General features: G+C 72.9%; 21 protein-coding genes and 1 riboswitch. Of the genes, 10 read left to right on the top strand and 11 right to left on the bottom strand.

The window, feature by feature from the left end:
• Positions 1-77: 77 nt before the first annotated feature.
• The 3 genes from SCWH03_RS14380 to thrC all read right to left on the bottom strand — a co-directional run bounded on the left by SCWH03_RS14380 (position 78) and on the right by thrC (position 2312).
• A complete protein-coding gene (locus SCWH03_RS14380) occupies positions 78-281 on the bottom strand; it encodes a cold-shock protein (protein WP_003986833.1) in 204 nt (67 codons plus the stop codon).
• 466 nt (positions 282-747) lie between these two features.
• Positions 748-1023: a MoaD/ThiS family protein gene (locus SCWH03_RS14375; RefSeq protein ID WP_173264628.1), complete on the bottom strand. Its 276-nt coding sequence runs from the start codon at positions 1021-1023 to the stop codon at positions 748-750.
• Positions 1020-2312, bottom strand: a complete 1293-nt coding sequence (thrC, locus tag SCWH03_RS14370; RefSeq protein WP_173264627.1) for a threonine synthase — start codon at positions 2310-2312, stop codon at positions 1020-1022. The genes SCWH03_RS14375 and thrC overlap by 4 nt, the downstream gene beginning before the upstream one ends.
• 17 nt (positions 2313-2329) lie before the next feature.
• A riboswitch (SAM riboswitch) is annotated at positions 2330-2476 on the bottom strand.
• Between the two features lie 118 nt (positions 2477-2594).
• Here thrC and SCWH03_RS14365 point away from each other — a divergent pair.
• The 3 genes from SCWH03_RS14365 (at position 2595) to SCWH03_RS14355 (ending at position 6468) form a co-directional block, all read left to right on the top strand.
• Entirely contained in the window at positions 2595-3554 is a 960-nt protein-coding gene (locus SCWH03_RS14365) for a glucosyl-3-phosphoglycerate synthase (RefSeq protein WP_173264626.1), read from the top strand.
• A 152-nt stretch (positions 3555-3706) separates the two neighbouring features.
• Positions 3707-4591, top strand: coding sequence for a DUF7927 domain-containing protein (locus SCWH03_RS14360; RefSeq protein ID WP_173264625.1), 885 nt, complete (start codon positions 3707-3709; stop codon positions 4589-4591).
• 359 nt (positions 4592-4950) lie between these two features.
• Entirely contained in the window at positions 4951-6468 is a 1518-nt protein-coding gene (locus tag SCWH03_RS14355; RefSeq protein ID WP_173264624.1) for an alpha,alpha-trehalose-phosphate synthase (UDP-forming), read from the top strand.
• A gap of 135 nt (positions 6469-6603) precedes the next feature.
• On the opposite strand, the gene otsB is transcribed toward SCWH03_RS14355, so the two are convergent.
• A complete protein-coding gene (gene otsB, locus SCWH03_RS14350; RefSeq protein WP_173264623.1) occupies positions 6604-7455 on the bottom strand; it encodes a trehalose-phosphatase in 852 nt (283 codons plus the stop codon).
• A gap of 61 nt (positions 7456-7516) precedes the next feature.
• The gene (locus SCWH03_RS14345) at positions 7517-7783 is read right to left on the bottom strand and encodes a DUF3263 domain-containing protein (RefSeq protein ID WP_173264622.1); all 267 of its coding nucleotides are present in this window, start codon (positions 7781-7783) and stop codon (positions 7517-7519) included.
• A 627-nt stretch (positions 7784-8410) separates the two neighbouring features.
• On the opposite strand from SCWH03_RS14345, the gene SCWH03_RS14340 reads away from it, so the two are divergent.
• The 3 genes from SCWH03_RS14340 (at position 8411) to SCWH03_RS14330 (ending at position 11544) form a co-directional block, all read left to right on the top strand.
• Positions 8411-9361, top strand: coding sequence for an ROK family protein (locus SCWH03_RS14340; protein ID WP_173264621.1), 951 nt, complete (start codon positions 8411-8413; stop codon positions 9359-9361).
• Positions 9361-10497 carry an N-acetylglucosamine-6-phosphate deacetylase gene (nagA, locus tag SCWH03_RS14335; protein ID WP_173264620.1) on the top strand — a complete coding sequence of 379 codons (1137 nt, stop codon included), beginning with the start codon at positions 9361-9363 and terminating at the stop codon, positions 10495-10497. Before SCWH03_RS14340 ends, nagA begins: the two co-directional genes overlap by 1 nt.
• A gap of 120 nt (positions 10498-10617) precedes the next feature.
• Positions 10618-11544 carry a 1-phosphofructokinase family hexose kinase gene (locus tag SCWH03_RS14330; RefSeq protein WP_173264741.1) on the top strand — a complete coding sequence of 309 codons (927 nt, stop codon included), beginning with the start codon at positions 10618-10620 and terminating at the stop codon, positions 11542-11544.
• A 116-nt stretch (positions 11545-11660) separates the two neighbouring features.
• Here SCWH03_RS14330 and SCWH03_RS14325 read toward each other — a convergent pair whose 3' ends face one another.
• Positions 11661-12629 (bottom strand): carbohydrate-binding protein, encoded by a 969-nt coding sequence (locus SCWH03_RS14325; RefSeq protein WP_173264619.1) that lies wholly within the window; start codon positions 12627-12629, stop codon positions 11661-11663.
• A 111-nt stretch (positions 12630-12740) separates the two neighbouring features.
• The gene (gene cdgB / locus SCWH03_RS14320; protein ID WP_173264618.1) at positions 12741-14516 is read right to left on the bottom strand and encodes a diguanylate cyclase CdgB; all 1776 of its coding nucleotides are present in this window, start codon (positions 14514-14516) and stop codon (positions 12741-12743) included.
• A 366-nt stretch (positions 14517-14882) separates the two neighbouring features.
• Between cdgB and SCWH03_RS14315 the strand changes: the two genes are divergently transcribed.
• Positions 14883-15482 (top strand): flavin reductase family protein, encoded by a 600-nt coding sequence (locus SCWH03_RS14315; protein WP_371872677.1) that lies wholly within the window; start codon positions 14883-14885, stop codon positions 15480-15482.
• A 73-nt stretch (positions 15483-15555) separates the two neighbouring features.
• Here the strand turns inward: SCWH03_RS14315 and arfB are convergent, their stop codons facing one another.
• Complete coding sequence (arfB, locus tag SCWH03_RS14310; protein ID WP_173264616.1) at positions 15556-15990, bottom strand: alternative ribosome rescue aminoacyl-tRNA hydrolase ArfB; 435 nt, start codon at positions 15988-15990, stop codon at positions 15556-15558.
• 149 nt (positions 15991-16139) lie between these two features.
• Here arfB and SCWH03_RS14305 point away from each other — a divergent pair, with 149 nt between their 5' ends.
• Positions 16140-16715 carry a TerD family protein gene (locus SCWH03_RS14305; protein ID WP_173264615.1) on the top strand — a complete coding sequence of 192 codons (576 nt, stop codon included), beginning with the start codon at positions 16140-16142 and terminating at the stop codon, positions 16713-16715.
• Positions 16716-16945: 230 nt separating this feature from the next.
• Here the strand turns inward: SCWH03_RS14305 and SCWH03_RS14300 are convergent, their stop codons facing one another.
• Complete coding sequence (locus SCWH03_RS14300) at positions 16946-18349, bottom strand: M1 family metallopeptidase (protein ID WP_173264614.1); 1404 nt, start codon at positions 18347-18349, stop codon at positions 16946-16948.
• A 184-nt stretch (positions 18350-18533) separates the two neighbouring features.
• Here SCWH03_RS14300 and SCWH03_RS14295 point away from each other — a divergent pair, with 184 nt between their 5' ends.
• Entirely contained in the window at positions 18534-19034 is a 501-nt protein-coding gene (locus SCWH03_RS14295) for a hypothetical protein (protein WP_173264613.1), read from the top strand.
• 299 nt (positions 19035-19333) lie between these two features.
• Here SCWH03_RS14295 and SCWH03_RS14290 read toward each other — a convergent pair whose 3' ends face one another.
• On the bottom strand, positions 19334-20170 hold the full coding sequence (locus SCWH03_RS14290; protein WP_173264612.1) for an alpha/beta fold hydrolase: 837 nt from the start codon (positions 20168-20170) through the stop codon (positions 19334-19336).
• Positions 20171-20681: 511 nt separating this feature from the next.
• Between SCWH03_RS14290 and SCWH03_RS14285 the strand changes: the two genes are divergently transcribed.
• Positions 20682-21050 (top strand): hypothetical protein, encoded by a 369-nt coding sequence (locus SCWH03_RS14285; RefSeq protein ID WP_173264611.1) that lies wholly within the window; start codon positions 20682-20684, stop codon positions 21048-21050.
• Positions 21051-21540: 490 nt separating this feature from the next.
• On the opposite strand, the gene SCWH03_RS14280 is transcribed toward SCWH03_RS14285, so the two are convergent.
• Positions 21541-22602 carry a transposase gene (locus SCWH03_RS14280; RefSeq protein WP_173264610.1) on the bottom strand — a complete coding sequence of 354 codons (1062 nt, stop codon included), beginning with the start codon at positions 22600-22602 and terminating at the stop codon, positions 21541-21543.
• Positions 22603-22963: the final 361 nt, after the last annotated feature.

Genomic DNA, 22963 nt, shown 5'->3' with positions numbered 1-22963 from the left:
GGAGGGTCCGTGCCCCTGGCACGGACCCTCCGTCGCTTGTGCTGCAGTCAGTCGGCTTTGCTGCAGTCAGTCGGCGCTCAGCCGGCTACGCGGACCATGTCCGCCTGCGGCCCCTTCTGGCCCTGCGAGATCTCGAACTCGACTCGCTGCCCCTCCTCCAGGGTGCGGTATCCGTCCATCTGGATCGCGCTGTAGTGGACGAAAACATCCGCACCACCGTCGACCGCGATGAAGCCATACCCCTTCTCCGCGTTGAACCACTTGACGGTGCCCTGAGCCATGCCTAACTCCCCTATTACTGGCCCTTGCACAGGACCGCACTTCGCGGACCCGGGTCAGACCTCACCCAGGGGCGGCTCCCCGTGCCCGGAGGGGCATGGGGACGACCCCATGGGCGTGCGCCGGAACGCGTCGACCGCGGCTGAATGTATCTGTCCAACTGCCGTCTGCAACAGGTCAATCGGACGAGAATTCCGGGCAGGGCCGAAAGAAGGATTCAGGAGAAATGCGAGCATTCCCGGGCAAGTCGGGCCGGACAAAGCGCACTTACGGCGCACAATGCTCAAGCACTTTGGCTGTTTCTTGTCGCGCGGGACGGCGTTCTCATATGCGCCCGGCACGCGCGGCGGGGAGGGTTTCCCCGATTCTATCGCGCTCAACCCTGCAGAAACGCCCCCTCCGCAGAGCTTGCGGAGGGGGCTCTTCTGCTGACTCTGTGTGGCGACCAGCCGCCGGCTCGGCGCGCGATCAGCCGCCGGCCACCGCGGGGATGATCGACACGCCGGCGCCGTCCGGGGTCGCCGTCCCCAGGCCCTGCTCGAAGCGCACGTCGTCGTCGTTGACGTACACGTTGACGAAACGGCGGAGCCGGCCCTGGTCGTCCAGGACCCGGGCCGCGATGCCCGTGTGGTTCTTCTCCAGATCGGCGATGACCTCCGCGAGGGTGGCGCCCTCGGCCGGGACCTCTGCCTGCCCGCCGGTGTAGGTGCGGAGGATGGTGGGGATGCGGACGTTGACGCTCATACGAGGCCAGCCTCTCGGAAGGAGTCCAGGTTGGGGCGGATGACTGCGGACATACCCGTGGTCGGGGCCACCGCGTCGAGGGTCTTGAGGCCGTCCCCCGTGTTGACGACCACCGTGGTGAGGGCCGGGTCGATCACCCCGGCCTCGATCAGCTTCCTCGCCACCCCGAGGGTCGTACCGCCCGCGGTCTCGGTGAAGATCCCCTCGGTGCGGGCCAGCAGCTTGATCGCGTCCACGATCTCCTCGTCGGTGACGTCCTCCACCGCGCCGCCGGTGCGCCGGCAGATGTCCAGCACATACGGGCCGTCCGCCGGGTTGCCGATCGCCAGCGACTTGGCGATGGTGTCCGGCTTCTGCGGCCTGACCACCTCGTGGCCGGCCTTGAAGGCCGCGGACACCGGTGAGCAGCCCTCGGCCTGGGCACCGAAGATCCGGTAGGGCCGGTCCTCGACCAGGCCCAGTGCGATCAGTTCCCGGAGCCCCTTGTCGATCTTGGTGAGCTGGGAACCGGAGGCGATGGGGATGACGATCTGGTCCGGGAGCCGCCAGCCGAGCTGCTCGCAGATCTCGTACGCCAGCGTCTTGGAACCCTCCGCGTAGTACGGGCGGAGATTGACGTTGACGAAGCCCCACCCCTCGCCCGCCGGGTCGCCGATGAGTTCGGAGCAGAAGCGGTTGACGTCGTCGTAGTTGCCCTCGATGCCGACCAGCTCGCCACCGTAGACGGCGGCCATCACGACCTTGCCCTGCTCCAGGTCGTGCGGGATGAACACGCAGGAGCGGAAGCCGGCGCGGGCGGCCGCGGCGCCGACCGCGCCGGCCAGGTTGCCCGTGGAGGAGCAGGAGAGCGTGGTGAAACCGAAGGCGCGGGCGGCCTCGATCGCCTGGGCCACGACCCGGTCCTTGAAGGAGTGCGTGGGGTTGCCCGAGTCGTCCTTGACCCAGAGTCCGCCGGTGACGCCCAGCTCACGGGCGAGGTTGTCGGCGCGGACGAGCCTGGTGAAACCCGGGTTCAGATTCGGCTTGCCCGCCACGTCCGCGGGCACGGGCAGCAGCGGCGCATAGCGCCAGATGTTGTCCGGACCGCTCTCGATGCGCGCGCGCAGCTCCTCGGGGTCGCCGCCCGGAAGGTCGTACGCGACCTCGAGCGGCCCGAAACACGCCTCGCAGGCGAAGACCGGACCGAGGGCGAAACGCTCACCGCATTCGCGGCAGGAGAGCCCGGAGGCGGGACCCAGGTCGACGGTGTCGGCAGAATCGGAAGTGGTGGCGACGGTCTGCACAGCCATGGAGGCGAGGCCCTTTCTCCTCATCTTCCCCGCGGCGCATCTCGCCGCGAGACGGAATTGGCACCTTCCCGAGCCGTGAGCCTCGGCCGCGATGCGCGACGAGATCGGCTGGAGGGTTGCCGGGGCTTCAGCGGGCCGTGTCCCTCTGCCCCTCTGGATGAGCGGTATTCGATTGTGTCCGCGCGGCGACCCCGACATGCATCGGCGGTCCGCGTTGTTCAAGACTGTAACCGAACCCCCGGACGCCTGAGACGGCCGTCCGATCCGCGAGATGGAGATCACGTGCTGGAAGAGGTGGAGCGCTGGCTGGCCCGGCGGTCCTGGTCGGTGGCGGACCGCCCACTGGACCGGCTGCTGTCCGCCAAGCAGGACACCACGGTCAGCGTGGTGCTCCCCGCACTGAACGAGGAGGCGACGGTCGGCGGGATCGTGGACGTGATCCGGCGCGAGCTGATGAGCGACACGGTGCCGCTCGTCGACGAGCTGGTCGTCGTCGACTCGGGGTCGACGGACCGCACCGCCGAGGCGGCCGCCCGGGCCGGCGCCCGGGTGGTGCACCGGGACGGGATACTCCCGCGCGTTCCGGCCGTACCGGGCAAGGGCGAGGTGCTGTGGCGCTCCCTGCTGGCGACCACCGGCGACATCGTCTGCTTCGTGGACGCCGACCTGAGGGAGTTCTCCCCCGGCTTCGTCTCCGGGATCGTCGGCCCGCTGCTGACCGACCCCGAGGTGCAGTTCGTCAAGGCGGTGTACGACAGGCCGCTCGGCGACACGCCCGGCCAGGGCGGCCGGGTGACCGAGTTGGTGGCGCGGCCGCTGCTCAATCTGCACTGGCCGCGGCTCGCCGGGTTCGTCCAGCCGCTCGGCGGGGAGTACGCGGCGCGCCGCTCGCTCCTGGAGCGGCTGCCGTTCCCGGTCGGCTACGGGGTGGAGCTGGGCCTGCTGGTGGACGCGCTGCACACGGTGGGTCTTGACGCGCTGGCCCAGGTGGACGTCGGCGTGCGGCTGCACCGCCACCAGGACGGCCAGGCGCTGGGCCGGATGGCGGCGGCGATCTACCGCACCGCTCAACTGCGCCTCTCGCGCGGGCACCTGGTGCGCCCGGTGCTGACCCAGTTCGACCGCGCCGAGGGGGGGTTCGTCCCGCGGACCCACACGGTGGACACGGAGGAACGCCCGCCGATGGGGGACATCCCCGAGTACGCGGCCCGGGCGGGACGGCGCAACACGGGCGCGGCGTAACCCGGGCGCGGCGCAACACGGGCGCGGCGCAACACGGGCGCGGCGCAACACGGCGCGGCGTAACCCGGCCCAGCCGGGATGATTGCCTACATTTCGTACTTATGGGCAATGTGAGATCACAGAGCGCTCGGGTCTCCCGTCCGGATCGGGCCGTGCCCGGCCGGGACCGGACGAGGGGCCGCGGACGCAGCAGAGGCAATCGGCCCCGGCTCCTCGGGGCCCTGGCGGTCGCCGCGGGTACCGCGGCCGCCGCGACGGGCTTCGCGCGAACGGCTCCCGCCCTGCCGGCACCGGCCCCCGACCTCCAGGTCACCAAGACGGCGTCGGCGCAGAGGGTCGCCCGCGGGGACACCCTCACCTTCACCATCCGGGCGACCAACAACGGCGAGCGGGACCTCCCCGACGTGCGGTTCACCGACGACCTCGGCGGCACCCTCGACGACGCCGTCTACGACCGCAACGCCCGGGCCACCCGCGGCCGGGTCGCGTACGACGAACCCGTGCTCTCCTACTCGGGCGCCCTCCCGGCAGGGATGTCGGCGACCGTCACCTACTCGGTCACCGTCGGCGGCGAGGACGGCGGCGACGGCGACGGCCGTCTCGGCGGCGGCCTGGAGGTCCAGTCCCCGCGGTCGAACTGCGCCGCCGGCACCACGGACACCCGGTGCTCGGCGGCCCCGGTGGCCGAGGAGCTCGGGGAGCTCGGAGCCCCCCGGACCGGCTTCGGCCACGAGGAGAGCCGCGCTCACAGCCTCGGGCAGGGGCACGAGGACGGCCGGGACGAGCCGGCCGCGGCGGACGCCCGCGGCAGGGAATCCGGCGGACAGCCCCCGGGCGTACCACCGGCCCCCGGCGGCCCCGGCAGCGCGGCCGGCGCCGATGCCCCGGGCCGGGACGGCGGGGAGCGGGCCGTCGGTGAGATCGCCGCGGCAGGCCACGACAGCGAGCGGCTGTGGCTGCTGGGCGGGATGGCCCTGGCGCTCTCGGCCGCCGGGGCGATCGCACTCGCGGCGACGCGCGGCCGGAGGAACCCCTGACCGGTCGAGTGCACGGCGGGCCGCAGGCCGGGGCGCCGGGCGGGCGCCGGGGTCCGGCGGCACGGCGCTCCGGCGGCACGGCGCTCCGGCGGCACGGCGCTCCGGCGGCGCAGCGGTCCGGCGGTCCGGCGGTCCGGCGGTCCGGCGGCACGGCGGCACGGCGGTCGGGCGGCGCAGCGGTCCGGCGGCACGGCGGCACGGCGGTCCGGCGGCACGGCGGCACGGCGGTCCGGCGGCACGGCGGCACGGCGGTCCGGCGGCACGGCGGTCCGGCGGCACGGCGGTCCCGGACGGGCGGTCTCCGGCCACCGCATCCGGCCGTACGTTTGAGCGGTTCCAGGAAGGGCTAGGTTCGCGACATGGTCTCTGAGCACCAGTACGAGCACGCGCACGCCGCACGAGTTCTCGTCGCCTCCAACCGGGGCCCCGTCTCGTACGTCTTCCGGGAGGACGGGACGCTCGACGCCAGGCGCGGCGGCGGCGGGCTGGTGTCCGGGCTGTCGGCCATCGGACCCGAGACGGACGCGCTGTGGGTGTGCTCGGCGCTCGGCGACGGGGACCGCGAGGCGGTGCGGCGCAAGATCGGCGAACCGGGCGTACGGATGCTGGACATCGACGCCGCCGTGCACTCCGACGCGTACAACGGGATCGCGAACTCGGTGCTGTGGTTCGTCCACCACATGCTGTACCAGACACCGCTGGAGCCCGTCTTCGACGCCGAGTTCCGCCGCCAGTGGGTGGCCTACGAGGCCTACAACCAGGCGTTCGCGCAGGCCCTGGCCGAGTCGGCGGCCCCGGCGGCGGTCGTGCTGGTGCAGGACTACCATCTCGCGCTCGTGCCGGGCATGCTCCGGGACCTGCGGCCAGACCTGCGCATCGGCCACTTCTCGCACACGCCGTGGGCCCCGCCGGAGTACTTCCGGATGCTCCCGGACGACATCGCCGAGCAGTTGCTGCTCGGGATGCTCGGGGCCAACCGGCTGGGCTTCCTCACCCAGCGCTGGCTCGAGGCGTTCCAGAGCTGCTGCCACCGGGTGCTGGCCGACCACGACGTGGACCCGCACCGGCCGAAGGACGGACCGCCGAGCCTCGAGTACCGGTTGCCGGGGCACCGCAGGCGGCGCACCGAACTCGGGGTGCACGGCCTCGGGGCGGACGCGGACTTCCTGCGGGAGCGTTCGCGGCGGACGGACGTGGACGAGCGGATGGCCGCGCTGCGCGAGCAGATCGGCGGCGGCGCACACGGCCCGGGCAGCCGCAAGACGATCGTGCGGGTGGACCGCACCGAGTTGTCGAAGAACATCGTCCGCGGACTCCTCGCGTACCGCACCCTGCTGGACGAGCACCCGGAGTGGCGCGAGCGGGTCGTGCACATCGCCTTCGCCTATCCCTCGCGCCAGGACCTCGCCGTCTACCGCGAGTACACGGCCGAGGTCTCACGGGTCGCCGAGGAGATCAACGCACGGTACGGCACACCCGGCTGGACCCCTGTGCTCCTGCACGTCAAGGACGACTTCGCCCGCTCGCTGGCGGCGTACCGGATGGCGGACGTGGCCCTCGTGAACCCCGTCCGGGACGGGATGAACCTCGTCGCCAAGGAGATCCCGGTCGTGTCGGAGGCCGGCTGCGCGCTGGTGCTGTCACGGGAGGCGGGGGCGTGCGCGGAACTCGGCGACGACGCGCTGGTGGTGAACCCGTACGACGTGACCGGGACGGCCGGCGCCCTTCACCGGGCCCTGTCCATGCCGGACACCGAGCGCGCGGAGCGCGGCAAGCGCCTGGCGGCCGCGGCGACCGCGCTGCCGCCGCAGCGGTGGTTCCTGGACCAGTTGAACGCGCTGGAGGCGCTGGACGAGGGCGTCGCGGAGCCGGGCTGACACGGGGCCGGGTGGGCACGGAGCCGGGTGGGCACGGAGCCGGGTGGGCACGGAGCCGGGTGGGCACGGAGCCGAGCCCGGACCGGGCTCCGGAGCGCGTCGCGACAGCCACGCCCCCGGCCGCCACGAGGGGCCTCAGGCGCGGTGCTCGATACGGTCCGCCAGGGCGGAGAGGAAGCCCACGACGGCAGCCGGGCCGGGCAGCGGGAGGTCGGCGCGCTCGGCGAGCTCGGGCACCTCGGCACCGCTGCAGAGGAGCAGTCCGGGGACCCCGTCCGAGCGGAGCTTCTCCACGGCGGCGAAGGCGGCCAGATCACCGAGGTCGTCGCCCGCGTAGACGACCGCGGAGGCGTTCACCTCGCGGACGTACTCGGCGAGCGCGATGCCCTTGTCGACGCCCGGCGGGCGGATCTCCAGAACGAGGCGGCCGGGCTCGACGATCAGCCCGTGACGCCCGGCCAGCGCGGCGATCGGCTCGCGCAGCGCCTCGAAGGCCGACTGCGGGTCCCCGGCGCGGCGGGTGTGCACGGCGACCGCGCGGCCCTTCTCCTCGATCCAGGTACCCCGCCAGACACCCATCGAGTCGAGGAGGCCGGGCAGCTCGGCCCGTACCGCGGCGACGCCCGGGTGCTCGGGCTGGGCCTGGACGTCGCCGCTGACGGCGTCCCACCGCTCCGCGCCGTAGTGCCCCAGGACGACGAGGTGCTCCAGCCCTTCGGCGCCGGCGAACCCGCCGTACCGGACGGCGACCCCGGCCGGCCTGCCGGTCACCACGACGACAGACCGCACCTGTGGCGCGAGCCGGGACAGCGCGGGAACCGTCGCGGGATGCGCCCTCGCCTGCTCGGGGTCCGGGACGATCTCCGCCAGCGTTCCGTCGAAATCCAGCGCGACCACACTCCCGGACGGCTGCCGGAGGACCGCGGCGAGCCCCTCACGGCCGGCGGCGGTGGTCGGTTCCGGCAGTGCGTGCGAGTAGCTGCCCATGTCGCGACCCTATCGACGCGGGCCCCGCTCAGCTACGGCGCGCGGCGAAGTCCCCGCCACGTCACCGGAGCGACCGCTGCGATTCCCGGACGCGCCGCAGGCGGTTCACCGTCACGGGGTCGTGGGCAAGCGCGCGCGGGTCGTCCAGGAGGGCGTTGAGGAGCTGGTAGTAGCGGGTGGGGGTGATAGCGAGCTCCTCACGTATCGCCCGCTCCTTGGTACCGGGTCCGGCCCACGACGCCCGCTCGAAGGCGAGCACGGCGCGGTCGCGCCGGGAGAGGCCGCCGGAGCCGTCAGGGGCGCTGAGGCGGTCGCGGTCGTCGGTCATACCAGCAACCTAGCCGTCCCCTCGGACAGCGCGGCGCCATCCGGAGCGAATGATTCCGGCCAAGTCTCTCCGCGCCGGGCGCACGCCCGCGCACCCGTCCGGGCGGGATGAACACGCCCGCCCACTCGCGCCACGGGGACCACCGGCGCACCACCCGTGGCCATGTCCACGGCCACCGCGACGGCCGCACGGCTGCACGACCGCACGGCTGCACGACCGCACCGCCACAACCGCCACAACCGCCACGTCCGCCCGGTCGACCGGAGTGCCGACCGGCGGACCGGAGTGCCGAAAGGCCGCCGGAGCACCACCGCAGCACCGCAGCGCCGAGAACCGCCAAGGGCGCAGGAGAGCGCCGGGGCGCCGGAGGACGCGACGCCGACGGGGCCCCACCGGGCATCCGCGGACCGCCGGGGGCCGATCAGAGCCCACCCGGGCTCAACCTGGCCCAACCGGGCTCAACCGGGCTCAACCGGGCTCAACCGGGCTCAACCGGAACGCCATTGGACGCCACGGCACGGGGACTTCCGGGCCGAGGGCGCGACGAACCGCCACCGCTGCGGCCCCCTGTTCAGCAACCCGAACAGTGGACTAGACCTTTTGCGGTCCGGCGGCGAGACTGTACACGTGAGACATGTCATCGCCCTCGATGTGGGCGGCACCGGGATCAAGGCCGCCCTCGTCGGGCCGGATGGCACGGTGCTGCACGACTCCCGCCGGGCGACCGGCAGGGAGCACGGTCCGGAGGCCGTCGTCGAGACCATCCTCGGCTTCGCCGCCGAACTGCGCGCCCACGGCGAGCAGCGGTACGGGCAGGGCGCCTCGGCCGCCGGCGTCGCGGTGCCCGGCATCGTCGACACCGCGAACGGCACCGCCGTCTACGCGGCCAACCTGGGCTGGCGCGACCTCCCCTTGCGCGCGCTGCTCGCCGCACGGCTCGGCGGGCTCCCGGTCGCCCTCGGCCACGACGTCCGCACCGGCGGGCTCGCCGAGGGCCGCGTCGGGGCGGGCCGCGGCACGGAGCGGTTCCTGTTCGTCCCACTCGGCACGGGCATCGCCGGGGCCATCGGCATCGGCGGCGCGATCGAGGAGGGCGCGCACGGCTGCGCGGGGGAGATCGGCCACATCGTCGTCCGGCCCGGCGGCCCGGAGTGCGGCTGCGGCCGGCGCGGCTGTCTGGAGACGCTGGCCTCCGCCTCCGCCGTCTCCCGCGCCTGGGCCGCCGCCAGCGGCGACCCGGAGGCGGACGCCGCCGACTGCGCGAAGGCGGTCGACTCCGGCGACGAGGCGGCCGCACGCGTCTGGCGGGAAGCCGTCGACGCCCTCGCCGACGGGCTGGTGACCGCGCTCACCCTGCTGGATCCAGGCACGCTGATCATCGGCGGCGGTCTCGCGGAGGCTGGGGAGACCCTGTTCGCACCGCTGCGGGCCGCGGTGGAGGCGCGCATCACCTTCCAGCAGCCGCCCTCGATCGTCCCGGCGGCCCTCGGGGACACCGCCGGCTGCCTCGGCGCCGGCCTCCTCGCCTGGGACCTGCTCGCCACGTCCGACTCACTCACCACGGAGGTAACCGGCTGATGGCCGACCGGATGGTTCTCGCGGGCGCCCGGGTGGTGCTGCCCACCGGGGTCGTCGAGCACGGGCGGGTGAGTGTCGAGGGGACCCTGATCGGCGGTCACGCCCCGGCCGACGCGCCGTCGGTCGACCTGTCCGGCCACTGGCTGGTCCCCGGCTTCGTGGACATGCACAACCACGGCGGCGGGGGGGCCTCGTTCACGTCCGGCACGGCCGAGGACGTGCTCACCGCAGTGCGCACCCACCACGAGCACGGCACCACCACGATGGTCGCCTCCACGGTGACCGGCGACATGGACTTCCTCACCCACCGCGCCGGGTTCCTCTCCGAGCTGGTGGAGCAGGGCGACCTGGCCGGCATCCACTTCGAGGGCCCGTTCCTCTCGCCCTGCCGCAAGGGCGCGCACAGCGGGGAACTGCTGCGCGACCCCGACCCGGCGGAGGTGCGCAAACTGCTCGACGCCGCCCGCGGCACCGCGCGGATGGTCACCCTCGCCACCGAACTGCCCGGGGGCATCGAGTCCGTACGGCTGCTCGCCGAGCACGGCGTGATCGCCGCGATCGGTCACACCGACGCCACCTACGAGCAGACCGTCCAGGCGATCGACGCGGGTGCCACGGTCGCCACGCACCTCTTCAACGCCATGCCCGCATTCGGCCACCGGGCCCCCGGGCCGATCGCCGCGCTGCTGGAGGACGAGCGGATCACCGTCGAACTGATCAACGACGGTACGCATCTGCACCCGGCCGCCCTGGAGCTGGCCTTCCACCACGCGGGCGCCGCCCGGGTCGCGTTCATCACGGACGCGATGGACGCGGCGGGCTTCGGCGACGGCGTGTACCACCTGGGCCCCCTGGCGGTCGAGGTCAGCGAAGGTGTGGCCCGGCTCGTGGAGGGCGGCTCGATCGCCGGCTCCACGCTCACCCTGGACACCGCCTTCCGCAGGGCGGCGACCGTCGACGCGCTGCCCGTCGAGGACATCGTCCAGGCGATCTCCACCAACCCGGCGAGGCTGCTGGGCCTCCAGGACAGGGTGGGCTCCATCGAGGCCGGCAAGGACGCCGATCTGGTCGTGCTCGACGCCGACTTCACGCTCAGGGGCGTGATGCGCAAGGGCGCGTGGGTGCTCGAGCCGTAGTGCGGCCGTAGTGCGGCGGGCCGGGGCGGTTGGCCTGCGGAGGACTGGGCCCCCGCCCGGTTCTTTGGCATGATCAGGACCCGTCCGTCGAAGGCCCACGCACGCTCAGGGGGTGTCACGGTGATCCTCACGGTCACGCTGAACACCGCCATCGATCTCACCTACCGCGTTCCCGCCCTCGTCCCGCACGGCTCCCACCGGGTCTCCGAGGTCGACGAACGCCCCGGCGGCAAGGGCCTGAACGTCGCCCGGGTGCTCGGGGCGCTGGGCCACGAGGCGGTCGTCACCGGTTTCGCGGGCGGCCCCAACGGCGAGACCCTGCGCGACCGGCTCGTCGGGTCCCCCGTGCGCGACGCGCTCGTGCCGGTCGCGGGGAACACCCGGCGCACCCTCGCGGTGGTCGACGCCACCACCGGCGACACCACCCAGTTCAACGAGCCCGGCCCGACCGTCGCACCGGAGGAATGGGCGGCGTTCCTCACCACGTACGAGTCGCTGCTGCGCGAGGCCCGAGCGGTCGCGCTGTGCGGCAGCCTCCCGCCGGGCATCCACGTCGGAGCCTATGCCGAACTGGTGCGCCGGGCACGGGCCGCCGGGGTGCCGGCGCTGCTGGACACCAGCGGCGAGCCGCTGCGCAGGGGCATCGCCGCCCGCCCCGACCTGGTCAAGCCGAACGCCGACGAGCTGGCCCAGCTCACCGGCTCCCGCGAGCCACTGCGCGCCACACACGCCGCCCGCCGCCGCGGCGCCCGCACGGTGGTCTCCTCCCTCGGTCCCGGCGGCATGCTCGCCGCCACACCCGAGGGCATCTGGCAGGCCACCCCGCCCCGCAAGGTCCTCGGCAACCCGACCGGCGCGGGCGACTCGGCCCTGGCCGGGCTGCTCTCGGGCCTCGTCGACGCCCTCCCCTGGCCGGACCGCCTCGTCCGCGCCACGGCCCTCGCCGCGGCGACCGTCCTCGCCCCGACGGCAGGCGACTTCGACCGCTCCTCCTACGAGGACCTGCTCCCCAGGATCACGGTGACGGAGCACGCCCCGGCGGCGTGACGACCCGCGCGGACCTCCCCGCCCCGGACGGCCCAGGACCCCGGAACCGCCTCTTCCCCTTCCCGGGCGGCCCAGGGCCTTGCGAGGCCGTTCGGGAGCCGCGGACCCGCTCCAGGTCAGCCCTTGGACTGACCGGCCTCCAGCCACACCTGGTCGAGCAGGGCGTCGCACGTGTCACCCTGCTCGCACGAGATCTTCAGCGTGTTCGACCCCTCTTCGAGGTTCACGTACGCGTAGGTCCGCGTCCAGCCCTTCTCCCAGTCGCCGTCCTCGGCCCGGGCGAAGTTGGACATGTTGACCGAGCGCGGCTGGGCGTCGTTGATCGTCAGCGAGGTCTTGGCGTCCTTGCCCGGCACGCTGTATGTGATGAACAGCGTGTAGGCACCGTCGGCCGGGATGTCCACGGTCCAGCTGGCCGAGCCGCCGACCCCGTTGAACACCACGTACGCGCCGTCCGCGCCCTTGGCTCCCGCGATGTCCTTCGCCAGCGCGGCGGGCGCGCCGAGGCGCAGCGTCGCGGCGTCCTGCCTGGGCAGCCCGGCCGGCTCCTCCTCGTCGTCCTCGGACGGCTCCCGACTCGGGCCGGCCTCTTCCGCGGGAGCGGTGCTGCTCCCGTCCGCCTGAGGGGTCTCGGTCGTGCCGTCGCCGCCCTTCACCAGCGCCACGGTGATGCCGATCACCACCACGGCCACCACCGCGACGGCGCCGATGAGCAGGCCCCTGGTGTTCGGTCCGCGACCCCGGCCGCCACCGCCGCCGGAGGGCGCGGGGGGCTGGTGGGGCGGGGCACCGCCCGGATGGGTCTCGGGCGCCGCGTACGGGGCGCCGGGCTGTCGGCCGTACTGCTGCTGGTGCGGGACCTGGCCGTACTGCTGGGCGGTCTGCTGCTGCCCGTACTGGCGCTGGCCGACCGTTCTGACCTGGTTGTACGACGTCCTGGGCACACCCGGCTGGGCGGCCGGACCCGGGTAGCCGTAACCGCCCTGACGGGGAGACGAGGCGCCCGCCCGCTGTCCGTCCGCGTACAGGTAGCCGAACGGATCGTCGTCCTCGGGCGTGCTCGCGCCGCTGTTCCCGGCCGTCATCCCTGGGTCACTCCTATCCTTGCCCGCCAGCCGTCGCCGACCGGCCGAGCCTACCCCTTCCGAGTTAACCCAAGGACGGTGTTCGGGGCCCGATCGGTTCCGCCGCCACCGCTATCCGGCGCGCCTGTGGACCTTGGCCCTGGAGCGCTTCTCGATGTACATCCGCTGGTCGGCGGACTGCAGTACCTCTTCGACGGACATGCCGCAGACCGCCCAGCCGATCCCGAAGCTCGCCCCTACCCGGACCGCCCGTCCGTCCACCCGGATCGGCGGAATGATCGCGTTCCGCAGGCGAACGGCCAGGTCGGCCGCGTCGGCGGCGCCGAGGCCGTCGGCGAGGACGACGAATTCGTCCCCTCCGAGCCGGGCGACGGTGTCCCCGTCCCGCACGCCGGTGGTGAGCCGGCGCGCGACCTCGATGAGGACGGCGTCGCCGGTGTTGTGCCCGAACCGGTCGTTGATCGACTTGAAGCCGTCGAGGTCGCAGAAGAGCACCGCGAGGCCCTTCGTACCGTCGTCGGGCGCACCGTCCGCGGCGGGCGCGACGGCATGGACGTGGTGGTCGTACGGGACGGCCGGCCGGTCGAAGCCGAAGCCCTCGGCGCCGAACCCCTCGGCGGGGAAGCCCCCCTCCGTGTCGCCGTCGTCGAATCCACCCGCGTAGCCGTTCCCGCCGTAGCCGCCGTTCCCGCCGTAGCCGTAGCCGTAGCCGCTCTCGCCGTAGCCCCCGTCGCGGTCGCCGTCGTACGGATAGTCCCGTGCGTCCAGGGGGCGGCCGGCGGCCTCCTCAGGCCGCCCGCCCTGGGGGCGCCCGCACAACCGGGCGCTGAGCCGGGCGCGTAGTTCCGCGTTGTTGGGCAGTCCGGTCAGCGCGTCGTGGCTGGCCCGGTGCGCGAGGTGGAGCTCGTGCCGCTTGCGCTCCTCGATGTCCTCCACGTGCGTGAGCAGGAAGCGGGGGCCGTCGGTGGTGTCGGCGACGACGGAGTTGCGCAGCGAGACCCAGACATAGGTGCCGTCGCGGCGGCCGAGGCGCAACTCGGCGCGGCCGCCCTCGGCTGACGTCCGCAGCAGTGTCCCGATGTCCTCCGGGTGGACGAGATCGGCGAAGGAGTAGCGGCGCATCGCCGACGCCGGGCGGCCGAGCAGCCGGCAGAGTGCGTCATTGGCACGGAGCAGGCGGCCGTGCTGGTCGCCGCCCAGCTCCGCGATCGCCATGCCGCTCGGCGCGTACTCGAACGCCTGCCGGAACGACTCCTCACTCGCACGCAGGGCCTGCTGCTCGCGCTCCAGCCGCACCAGCGCGCGCTGCATGTTTGCCCGGAGCCGGGCGTTGCTGATCGCAATCGCCGACTGCGACGCGTACATCTGGAGCGCTTCCTGGCCCCAGGCACCCGGAAGGCGTCCGTTGCGGGGCTTGTCGACGGATATGACGCCGAGCAGTTCGCGGTTCCCGCCCGAGGTGTACATCGGCGCGTAGAGCCGGTCCTGGGGGTGCCACTCGCCCTCGAAGCGCGGGTCGGGGCCCTCCGTGTACCACTGCGGAACGTCGTCCTCCAGCAGCACCCAGCCCTCGGTGTGCGGTATGAAGCGCAGTTCACCCCAGGCCTCGCCCATGCCGAGCCGGCGCTCCCAGGAGGCACGGGAGCCGACCCGCCCGGTGATCAGGGCCTCCGCCGCCGTGTTCCCGGCGAAGGCCGCGACGACGAGATCCCCGTCGGGGCGGACGAGGTTGACGCATGCCAGCTCGTACCCGAGCCCGGCCACGATGCCGTCGGCGACGGTCTGCAGCGTGTCCGCCAGACTGCGGGCCGTGTTGAGGTCCGCCACGACCTGATGCAGCTGCCTCAGGGTCGCAAGACGGACGTACGGCTCCGACTCGGTCTCCATCGCTCGCTCTCCCCGAGACCTCGAACAGCTGACTCCGGGTTCCTCGCCGACTCCACTGATTGCATCCGATTGACGCAGTGTTCCCGCCACTGAATCACAGCGAGCTGTCCACCCGGTACACAGGGTCAACAATTACCGTCCTCTGTGACTCAAGTCACATCAGATGATGATGGGGACGGCATGGCGGTGGGGGCGCCCCGGAGGGCGCGTTCCGCCCTTCCGGATCGCAAACCCGGTGGGACGAGCGGGAATCCCGCGGAACCGCACGGCGCCGGCGGGGAGCGGCCCGGGTGCCGACCTCGGCGGCCCCTGCCGACCTCGGCGGCCCCTGCCGGGGTCCTAGGCCCCGGCTGGTCCTCTGGCCCGATGCGGCCGGGCGCGGGACGCGGCTACCGTGCGGCCGTGTCCCAGACGAGTGCCGCCCCGAGTACCGCGACCGTCCTCCATGCTGAGGGGGTGAGCGACGACGAGTTCCGTGCCGCGATGTCCCGGCTGGCCGCCGGAGTGGTGCTGATCACGGCGCACGAACCGCCCCTGGCGGAGGACGGGCCGCGCGGGGAGGACGTCGGCATGACCGCGACGGCGTTCATGTCCGTCTCGCTCGACCCCCCGCTCGTGCTCGTGAGCCTGCGCAACGGCTCACGCATGGACGACCTGCTGGCCGAGCAGCCCATGTGGGGCGCGTCGCTGCTCTCCGAGAGCCAGCGGCACATCGCGGGCCGCTTCTCCATGAAGGGGCGCATCAGCGACCGGCTCCTCTTCGAGGACACCGCGTACACCCGCGGGGAGGTGTGCGGCGCACCGCTGATGGGCGGCGCACTGGCGGTCCTCGAGTGCAGGACCGAGCAGCGCGTCGAGGCCGGCGACCACACCCTGGTGATCGGCCGCGTCCTGAGGGCAAAAGTGCCCAGCGCGGACGGCGGCCCCCTGACGTACTTCCGCGGGCGCTACCGGCACCTGGGCTGAGGCCCGGTGTCCGGGCGCCGCCGTGCCGGGCCCGACCGGAACCCGCGGCGGTCGTTCCGGCCGCGGGCCCCGGCTACCAGTCGCGGGCGCTCCGTCCGCGCTTGGTCTCCCCCCGGCGCTTCTTCTCACGCAGACGGCGTTCGTTGATGCCGCGCGGCACCTTCGTGGGCCGGCGCCGCCTCGGCTCAGGCGCGGTGGCCTCCGCGAGGAGCGCCGCCAGACGGACCGCCGCCGCCTCCCGGTTGCGCCACTGGGAGCGGTGCTCCGACGAGCGGACGCTGAGCACACCGCCGTTCAGCCGGGACGCGAGGCGCTCCAGGGCCCGCGCCTGCCACACGGCCGGCAGTGCCTTCGTCGCCGCCAGGTCGAAGCGCAACTCCACCTGGGAGTCGCTCGTGTTGACATGCTGGCCTCCAGGGCCCGACGAGCGCGAGAAACGCCACATGAGCTCGGCCTCCGGCAGGGAGACCGAGCCGCGAACGACATAGGGCCCGGACATACGTCCCATGGTCGCCCCCGCGGGCGAGCACGTCACGTACTTTTCACCGGAGACGGGGAACCTGGTGGCACTCCGCCCGCGTTGGGGACGGTAACGGTAGCTTCGGAAACGCACGAAGCCCGACCGGCACTGCACTCGACGAGGAAAGGGACCTCCTCATGGCCGTAAGCCTGTCCAAGGGCGGCAACGTCTCGCTCACCAAGGAGGCACCGGGCCTGACCGCCGTCACGGTGGGCCTCGGCTGGGACGTCCGTACCACCACCGGCACCGACTTCGACCTCGACGCATCCGCGATCGCGGTCGACGGCGGCGGGAAGGTCGTCTCCGACGGCCACTTCGTCTTCTTCAACAACAAGTCGACGCCGGACCAGTCCATCGTCCACACCGGCGACAACCGCACCGGCGAGGGCGGCGGCGACGACGAGCAGATCAACGTCAACCTGTCCGGGCTCGCCCCGGACGTCGACAAGATCGTCTTCCCGGTGTCCATCTACGACGCCGAGAACCGCGGCCAGAACTTCGGCCAGGTGCGCAACGCCTACATCCGCGTCGTGAACCAGGCGGGCGGCACCGAGATCGCCCGTTACGACCTCAGCGAGGACGCCGCCACCGAGACCGCGATGGTCTTCGGCGAGCTGTACCGCAACGGCACGGAGTGGAAGTTCCGCGCGGTCGGCCAGGGTTACGCCTCGGGTCTGGTCGGCATCGCGCAGGACTTCGGCGTCAACGTCTGACGCACGCGCCCCCGGAGGTCCCGGCCGCCGTCCCGGCCGGGACCTCCGGCGTGTCCGCCCGCGGTCCGGGGTCTGCCCGCGGCAGCCGCCACGGATCACCGCGACGCCACCGGCCGGCGTGAACGGCGAGGGACGGACAGGACCAGACGGAGCAGAAGGACCAGACGGAGCAGACGGAGCAGACGGACCCGTCGGGGACCGGCCGGGGAGCAGCCGGGGACCGGCGGGTGCTACCGCTCCGCGGGCCTGCCGTCGCCATGGAGCCAGACGTCCCACAGCCCCGACAGGTCCTTGCCCGACCTCTCCTCCACATGGGCGGTGAAGTCCTCCGTGGACGCGTTGCCGTGACGGTGCTCCCGTGCCCAGCTCTTCAACAGGCCGAAGAAGGCATCCTCGCCGACGGCCTGCCGGACCTTGTGGAGGACCATCGCCCCGCGCCCGTACACCGGCGCGCCCAGGAGGTCGTCCTTCGGCGGTTCGGAGGGCGGGAAGGCCCAGTTTCCGTCGTCCTGGAACTCCTCCTCGAAACGCCTCTGCGCCGGGACGTCCCTGAACTCCTCGTCGTACAGCCACTCCGCGTAGGTCGCGAAGCCCTCGTTCAGCCACACGTCCTTCCACTGCTTCGGCGAGACCGAGTTGCCGTACCACTGGTGGGCCAGCTCGTGCACGAGGAACTCCTCGTTGAAGGCACCGGCCGGGTACACGGGCCGCGTCTGCGTCTCCAGTGCGTAGTCCACGTCGTCCGCGCGCTCGACGATCGCCCCGGTGGACGAGAAGGGGTAGGGGCCGAAGTTCCTCTGCGCCCACCGCAGCACCACGGGGATGCGGGTACGCACCTTCTCGCTCCGCGCCGCGACGGTCCTGTCGACGGCGGTGAACTCGGGGACGCCTCCCCCGGGACGTGAGGTCCTGACGTCGTACTCGCCGATACCCACGGTCGCGAGATAGCTCGACATGGGCTCGGGCGAGTGCCAGGCGAAGGTGGTCCTGCTGCCTCCGGCCGCCGGCCGCCGGGACCTGAGTTCCCCGTTGGAGACCGCGGTCAGCCCCTTCGGCACGGTGACGGTGATGTCGTAGGCGGCCTTGTCGCTGGGGTGGTGGTTGCCGGGGAACCATGCCATCGACCCCTGCGGCTCGCCCAGCGCGATGGCTCCGTCCTCGGTCCTCAGCCAGCCCTCCTCGGAGCCGTCCGGGCCCGTGACGCTCCGCGGGCTGCCCGAGTAGCGCACGACGGTCCGGAAGGTGCTGCCGTCGCCGACGACCCCGCGCGGACGGACGGTGAGTTCATCGCCGGCGCGGCCGACTCCGGCCGGGACGCCGTTCACGGTCACGCCGTCGACGGCCAGGCCGTGCAGATCGAGATTGAAGGCGCTGAGGTCCTGGGTGGCGCGGGCGGTGAGGGTGGCGGTGCCGCTGAGCCGGTTGGGCTTCGGCTCGTAGTCGAGGGCGAGGCCGTAGTGCTGTACGTCGTACCCGCCGTTGCCCTGCCCGGGGAAGTACGGATCGCGCAGCCCTCGGGCTCCGGGTGTGCCGCCGGTGCCGGTGCCCTCTCCGCTCCCCGTGCATGCCGATGCCGTCAGCAGGAGGAGGGCGGCGACGGGTGCCAGGGCGCGGAGGGAGGATCGCTGGTCCACGGGGCGATCCTAGGTGGGGAAAGTCCGATGAGGTCGGGCCCGGCGCACTGGGGAACGGGCGGCGCCCCGGCGGAGCTCCTTCGCGCGGGCGGCACTCCCGGCCCGGAGCGCGGGCCCCACCCGGAATCCACGGCCGTCCGCCCGCACATACGGGCGAGCCGCTGCGCCGTGGCACCATCGGAGCGTGCTCGACATCGGCTACTCCCTCTCCCGGCGCTTCCCGGACCCTCCGCAGACCGACTACCGGACCGCGGACGTCCACGCCCTGCGCCACGACCTCTTCTGCGGTGACGTCTACCTCGCGGACACCCGGGCGGACCTGGAGGTGTCCACGGCCTGGGGGTGGGTGCCGGTGCTCGACTTCGCCTGGGCGCTGTGCGACACCGTGGAGCGGCTGGACCGGGACCCGAAGGGCAGCCGGGCATCGCAACCGCAGTACGCGGAGATCGACTTCACCGAATCGACCGACCGCATGCTCTTCGAGCGCCGCTTCGGCTGGGTCGACGTGGAGGCCGAATGGAGGCCCGGCGACGAGGCACCGCTCACCGTCAACCACGGCGAACTGCGGCGGGAGGCACGGGACTTTCTGCACGATCTGGTCGCCGATCTCACCGACATGCACGAGGCGCTGGGCGGCAACCCCGTGCTCTGGGACCTCCAGGCACGCTTCCCGCGCCTGCCCTGAGCCGCATGGGCCGCCTTCCGCCCGCCCGCGTGCCCGGCCCCCCGTGGACGACGGACGGGAAGGGGTCCGACCGCCCCGCCCGCCGACGCGGCCGCCACGCCCCGGCCCGGGCGCGCCCACGGGAACCCCGTCCGGCACCCGGTGCGGGGCCGGCCGGCAGCCGTGCACGGAGCGAGGCCGGCCGGCAGCCGTGCACGGAGCGGGCCGATACCGGTACGCGCGGCGGGCGGACACCGGCGCGGGCGGCGGGCCGTCCGCACCGTGCGCCGCAGCGCGCCGCCCGCCCCGGGGGCACGGGGTCAGCTCCGCAGGAAGTCCACGAGACCCGGTGCGAGCTTCCCGGGAGCCATCACCACGGCACCGTGGTTGAGGCCGTCGAGCGTCCGATGCCCACCGTCGGGCAGCACGCCCGCCAGTGCCCGCGCGGCGCGCTGGAACCCCGCGGCGCTCTTGCCTCCGGTGAGAACGAGCGTCCGGGCCTTCACGGCCGACCACACGTCCGCTTCCAGCGGCTTGCCCTGCTGGGTGTCGCCCATGACCGCGATGTCGTACGGCAGCGTGTGGGCCAGCGCCTTGAGGTTCGGCCAGACACCCGGCACGAACCGCATGGAGGCCGCGACGAACCACGGCATCGCCTGGGCCCGGGTCATGAAGTACCTCACCGCGTCGCCTCGCCGGTCCTGGGCGATCAGTTCGTCGATGCGCCGTGCGAAGCCCGGGGGCGGTCCGAAACCGTCGTCGTCGACCACGAAGGGCGGCTCGTACAGTGCCAGCCGCCGGATCTCCAGCCCCGCCGCGGCCGCGCGCAGCGCCAGCACGGCGCCGGAGGAACTGCCGAACACCGAGACCGGGCCTTCGGCTTCGCCGATGAGCGCCGCGATGTCCTCCACCTCGCGCCCGACGGCGTAGTCCGCGCCGTCTCCGCTGGCACCCCGGCCGCGGCGGTCATAGTTGATCACGGTGAAGTGCTGTGACAGCAGGCCGGCGAGCTTCGCGGCATCGGACCGGTCGGCCAGCGCCGACGAGACCAGGATCACGGCCGGACCGCTGCCTGACCGCTCGAAGGCGATCTCCGTCCCGTCGCCCGAGACCGTCGTCGACTTCACGACCGCGGCTTTCGCGCCAATTTCCGGCATTCTCCCCGTCTCCGTTCCGTCGACCGCTCGTTCCGCTGTGCGATCAGACCGCGCCGGGCTGGAGAACTCATCGGTCCGCCCTCCGCGCGGCCTTCCTCTCGGTCCTCCCCTCAGCCGCCTCAGCCGCCTCGACCGCCTCAACCGCCTCGACCGCCTCAGCCGTCCCGGTCACCCCGGTCACCCCGGTCGCCTACCGGGTGCCGGGCGAAGCCTCGCAGCCGCCGGGAGCAGCAGCCGGCGGGCACGGTACGGCGCGACGCCGCGCGGGCTCGCCCCGTAGGCCCCCGTCTCCCCCTCCCGGACGGGTTCCTGCCTCGGTTGCGCCCCGCCGGTCGACGTGTCCGACGCACGCGGGGCGCTCGGGCATCCCATGTACGCGCCCCCCATGCCTCCTTGTCATTCATTTCGGGTGTTTGCCCTGATGAATGGCTTTTTGGGGTAGTTCGGGATGGCAGAGTGGCGGGCGCCGCGGGTCCCGGCAGGCGGGACCCCACAAGGCTTGAGGAGCAGGATGCGAGGCAAGAAGGCTCTCGGTGCGGGTGCGCTGGCGCTGGCCCTGGTGTCGGGTGTCGGCTGGGCACAGGCGGCGGACGGCAAGGCGCCTGCCGAGCCGAAGGCGGCCCCGGCCGCCCAGGCGGCGATCGACGGGTACCAGGTCATCAAGCTGCCGAACCAGAACGTGCCGAACTTCCAGCGGCGGGTGGCCTACTGCCCGGGCGGGAAGGTGGCCATCAGCGGCGGCGCGGAGGCCCAGGGCAGCGACGCGATCCTGGTCGGCTCGTTCCCGACCGACGACGGACGGGGCTGGATCGGCCTCGGCCGCCAGAACCGCTACGGCGACGTGGGCATCTCGGTGTACGTGATCTGCGCCAACCGCTGACCCGCAGCTTCGCCGCGCCCCGCCCCCGTCCTCACGGGTGCGGGGCGCGGTGCCGTGCGGCCCGACCGGAGGCACCGCCCCCCGCCGGGCACAGCAGCCGTGGGCCTCCTGCCCCTCCCCCGTCCGAGCCGCGGGGACCGGGGAATGCCGGATCGGGCCCACTGGGACCACGACTGGGACCATGGCTGGGACCGCCGACACCCGCGCGGCCCGCTCCCGCCGCCGTCGCCGCGTCCGCTCAATGCACGGTGTGGCGCCACCTCGAACGGCACTCCCCGGGCCGGATCGAGCACGGGCTCTATCAGGGGTCGGCCGAGAGCCTCGGCGTGCGGGTGCCGCTCACCGAGCACCCCGAGGTCGCCGCCCTCGCCGACTCGCTCGGCCCCGACGGCGACGCGATCGAGACCGGTATCGACCTGCTGACCGCCGCCTACTGCCCCAACATCCGGCCCCACCGCAAGCACCGCGGCTCGCCGTTCGGGCGCAGCGACTACAGCGCTCCCCTGTACGACTTGTTCGACGCGCTCGATACGACATGGACGTCATGGATTCGCGACCTGCGGCTCGCCCGCGCACGGCTGCTCGTCCCCGACGGGTACCTGCGCGACCACGGGCCCGGCCGCGGCGCAAGCTTTGACGACGACCGGGAAATCTGGACCCTTCTCAACATCCCGCCGACCGAGCAGGGCGGCGCCGGAATCACCCTGAACCAATTCGGGTCTTCGAATTTAGTGGGGGTGCGCCTCCCGTCGGCTCCGCCGAGTGGTTGCACAGCGTGAGCGCAGACGTTGGTTCTCTCGGTTCCTGAAGCCGAAGGCGTTACGCGCTTCGAGCTTGATGAGGCGGTTGTTGCCTTCGGAGGCAGCGTTGGTGAACCGGTGATCAGGTAGGTCTCGATGCCGTCCCACCACTGCTCGACGGTCTCGGCAAGGGTGACGAGTTCGGGCAGGTATGCGTGGTCGGCGACGTGGGCGAAGAAGCGGTGGCGGGCGACGGAGATCGTGGAGCGGTCGGGGGTGACGTAGGTACGGCTGACGGCCAGGCCGAGGAGGTCACGCAGCAGTTCCTTGGCCTTCCATGCCGCGTGGATCTGTCGGCCGTAGGTGCCCAAGTGGTCCAACTCGACCTTGCGGATGGTGCGTTGATCCTCGGTGAGGTCTTCCTTGTTGCGGCGCAGGAGTTTGCGGACGGTGTAGATGCTGTCGCCCTTGCGGGCCCGGCGGCCGTGCTGCTTCCAGGCGAGACGGCGGCGCAGGTCGGCGAGGTGGCGCTGGGCGAGCTGCACGACATGGAAGCAGTCCACGACCACGGCCGCGTGGGGCAGCGCCCGGTGGACGGCTGCGCGGAAGGTGGAGCACAGGTCGATGGCGACGTAGCGGACCTGCTCGCGCCAGGATGCGGGCTGGGAGGTGAGCCAGTCTGCGACGGAGGCGGAGTTGCGGCCCTCGACCTGGCCGAACAGACCGCGTCCGCCGATCGCGTCGACGAAGCCGATGTGCCAGGCGTCCGCGACGAGTTCCCACTTGCCGGTGGAGGGGTTCTGCTTCCACACCGGCTTGCCCCGCCGGGTGTTTACGTCCCGGGGCGCCATCGTGCACGCAGACGGTTACGCCCTCGGTCGAGAGCGACACCTCTACCGTCATCAGAGGCGAGGCGGTGTGCAGGTACGCGTTCGTGGCCACCTCGGACGTGCAGAGTTCGGCGCGCTCGGCGAGGTGCGCGCGCCCGCCGAAGCGCAGCAGGTCGGCGACCCGGTGCCGGGCGAGAGCGGGCGTGCTCGGCAATCGGGGCGCGGTGAACCTGTAGCTCGCGTTCTGCTCGGGCGGTTGTGCGGGAGGTGCTAAGGCTGCGGTCGTCATTTCGTCGTCTCCCAACGCTGTCTGAGCTCGCGCTCGCCATGCGTGGCTTGGCCG

This window comes from Streptomyces pacificus (assembly GCF_011766325.1).
Lineage (GTDB): Bacteria > Actinomycetota > Actinomycetes > Streptomycetales > Streptomycetaceae > Streptomyces > Streptomyces pacificus.
The sequence above is the reverse complement of the archived record's forward strand: the minus strand, read 5'-3'. Positions and strand labels throughout refer to the sequence as shown.